The following is a 2,897-nucleotide window of genomic DNA, read 5'->3' on the forward strand; positions in this document are numbered from 1 at the left end:
TTTGATCTACCTTTAGAACACGAACGAGAAACTACATGATTATTGTACCATTTTGCAAATGCATTGTAATTACCCGCGAGTTTAAAAAAGAAGATGGTTATGTAGGTGTTGAACTTTGCCTTACATTCAAGAAAGGATTTGTTATCGGGCGTTCTCACTGCGGTCATCACATGTGGAGAGATGGATTTACCGATAAACAGTAATTTGGATGAGGACGGTGTGCCGAAGATTGTTAAGTAAATTTGCGGAGTGTGCAGTGCACAGTATGGGGTTCCTATCCTTGATATTCATTACATTATATTGCTGCACCCGAAATCAAGCTTTGAATATTTTATACTGACATTTTGCCATTCATTTATTGGAATAAATTTTGAATTGGAATAAAAATAAATTTTTGGCAAATTTTGATTTTCTACTACATAAGCAAATTTATATTCATTATCGTTTGAAATCAGTGATCCTATTGTGATTTTGTCTCGACACTCTTTTTTGTTTACAATAACGCTGTTATTGGATGGTATGATTGAGAAATCTTTGTTAAATGAACTAAAACCTTTTCCTATGTATTTGCTTATAGATTCAATAAGAACCCAAATTGTATAGAAAATATCATATGAGAAATTCTGTTCTTTGACAAAATCGTATTCTTCTTCAGTATAAAATCTTTTCGCAATTTGATGGATGTTTCTATTATTTTTTATAAGTTCTATGTCAACTCCAATAAAATTATCTGAGAATCCAATAATTATAAAATCTTCACTATGGGATATGTTATAAAAAGGGTAGAAGTTATCCTTGAAGTAAGGTTTACCATATTTGTTTAATTTAATTTCTGGTAATATACTTGACGTATATCCATAAAATACTTGGAGTGAACGCAAAAGAATTTCTTTTGCTATTTCTTTTTCTAAAAATCTTTTTTTGCTTTTTGAACATATTTGATTTTTAAAAAAAGAATCACTCAAAGATTGAGAAATTTCTTTGAGTGAAGAAAAAATTAGAATATCCATGATTGTAACTAAAATTCTAAATCAATATTTTGATTCTTATCTATAAGGATTTGTGCTCCATACGGTCCTAATTTAAATGGCTTGTTTTTATTTGAATTATCAAGTAGAACTTCAAATCTGTCATCATATTCAAACTCTGCATTATTTTGATTAAAATTAAGAAGCGTTAAACTTGTAGAATTCTTGATTACAACTGTATTTTCTAATTTACCTTTCATTACGTAGGAATCGTATCCTATAATATTTTTTATTTTTAAACGAATTAATCTTGAGTATATATTAAAATTACGAATATTTTTATCGACAGATAATTCATTCCATTTGAGGTGCGCTAATTCTAATGTTTCTTGTGCATGGGAATCAAAAGGTTCGATACCTGTAAATTTCCATTCACTCTTTCTTCCTTCTTTGACAGCTTTTATTAAATAGTTGTCCGTAAAAGATTCAAAAAAAGGAAATGGAGATGAAGAAGCAAATTCTTCACCCATAAATATTAATGGTCTAAAATTGCTAGAAAAAAGTGTAAATGCTGCCAACAGTGATTTTTCAAAATTATCATTATTGCTAGTTGTTACAAATCGATCTCCTCGTACCCTATTACCGATCATATCGTGATTCTGTATATATACTACGTTTTGTGATGGCTTAACATTAATAGGAGATTTTCCTGTGTAACTGTTAAGTGCGTGGTTCATGCGTGTACCATCCAAAACTACAGCTTGTTTAAGTGCTTTTATTATGTCATCGAATAGATAAAAACTTTTGAGTAGTTTATCTAAAGGATCTTTAGTAAGAAATGATCTTATAGAAAGACCGAAATCATCGATCCACTGAGCATCGCAATTATCTCCATCAGAAGATACAACAGAAGGATCATTCCTTAGGTGTTCGGCGATCATAATTATTTTTCTATGATTTCTCTTTCCTATATCGTGGGCTAGATCTGTTATTTCTCTTCGTATATTTGGTTTTTTTTCATCCTCAATCATGGCCCAGGCATCCAATCTCATTCCATCAAATCCGATATCCTCGAGCCACCATTGAACATTACATTTGTAAAATTCGCGGATACCATCTGAATAATTTTGATCAAAATTTATTGCTGCTCCCCACGGGGTCTGTGATTTTTTTGTATATGGCGCAAAATTATTTGTATAATTCCCCTCTGGTCCGAAATGATTGTACACGACATCTAAAATAACGGCTATTTTATACTCGTGAGCTTTATTTAAAAATAATTCCAAATCTTTATACGTACCATATGATGGTGACAAAGCAAATAGATATACCCCATCATATCCCCAATCTGCATTGCCAGGAAAAGTCGAAATTGGCATTATTTCAATTACATTTATTCCTAGTTCTGCTAAATAAGGAATCTTCTCTGTTGCTGATCTTAAATTTCCCTGCGGAGTAAAAGTTCCCAAATGAAGTTCATAGATTACAGCTTGTTCGATGCTTATACCTTTCCAATCTTCTCTATATGCTGGTTGTGTCTTAACAATCATCGAAAGTCCGTGAACACCAAATGGTTGGTATCTAGAGGTAGGATCTGGTAATGTTTTAGAATTGTCGATATTTACGTAGTATAACGAACCTTCAGGTAATGCTGGACAAGAACCAATCCAAAAGCCATCATTGTTCTTGTTTAATTCAATAGTTTTATTATTTCCGTCTATTTCAATAGAAATATTTTTCTTCAGAGGTGCGTAAATTCTAAAGAATGACTGACCGTTTTCGTAATAATGTCCTATTTTTACCATGATTGTTCCTTGGGATAATTAAACATGGTTCTGTTGTAACCGTGTATTGATCACAACTTTGCTTCAATACCGTTTCCGGTAATCCGAACGGGCCTGAACACCAGACCGCTACCAATTATTTTCT

General features: G+C 32.0%; 3 protein-coding genes. 1 reads left to right on the plus strand and 2 read right to left on the minus strand.

Translation table 11 applies throughout. The annotated features are described in order from the left end of the window. The first annotated feature begins 35 nt into the window (after window positions 1-35). Window positions 36-203: a hypothetical protein gene (locus tag QZU81_RS10740; protein WP_295591765.1), complete on the plus strand. Its 168-nt coding sequence runs from the start codon at window positions 36-38 to the stop codon at window positions 201-203. Window positions 204-290: 87 nt separating this feature from the next. Here QZU81_RS10740 and QZU81_RS10745 read toward each other — a convergent pair whose 3' ends face one another. Together QZU81_RS10745 and QZU81_RS10750 are read right to left on the minus strand one after the other, a co-directional pair. Further along, complete coding sequence (locus QZU81_RS10745; RefSeq protein ID WP_295591767.1) at window positions 291-1,010, minus strand: 4'-phosphopantetheinyl transferase superfamily protein; 720 nt, start codon at window positions 1,008-1,010, stop codon at window positions 291-293. An 8-nt stretch (window positions 1,011-1,018) separates the two neighbouring features. Further along, window positions 1,019-2,773 (minus strand): alpha-amylase family glycosyl hydrolase, encoded by a 1,755-nt coding sequence (locus QZU81_RS10750; RefSeq protein ID WP_295591769.1) that lies wholly within the window; start codon window positions 2,771-2,773, stop codon window positions 1,019-1,021. Window positions 2,774-2,897 lie beyond the last annotated feature (124 nt).

The organism is uncultured Methanobrevibacter sp., assembly GCF_902770715.1.
Classification (GTDB): domain Archaea; phylum Methanobacteriota; class Methanobacteria; order Methanobacteriales; family Methanobacteriaceae; genus Methanocatella.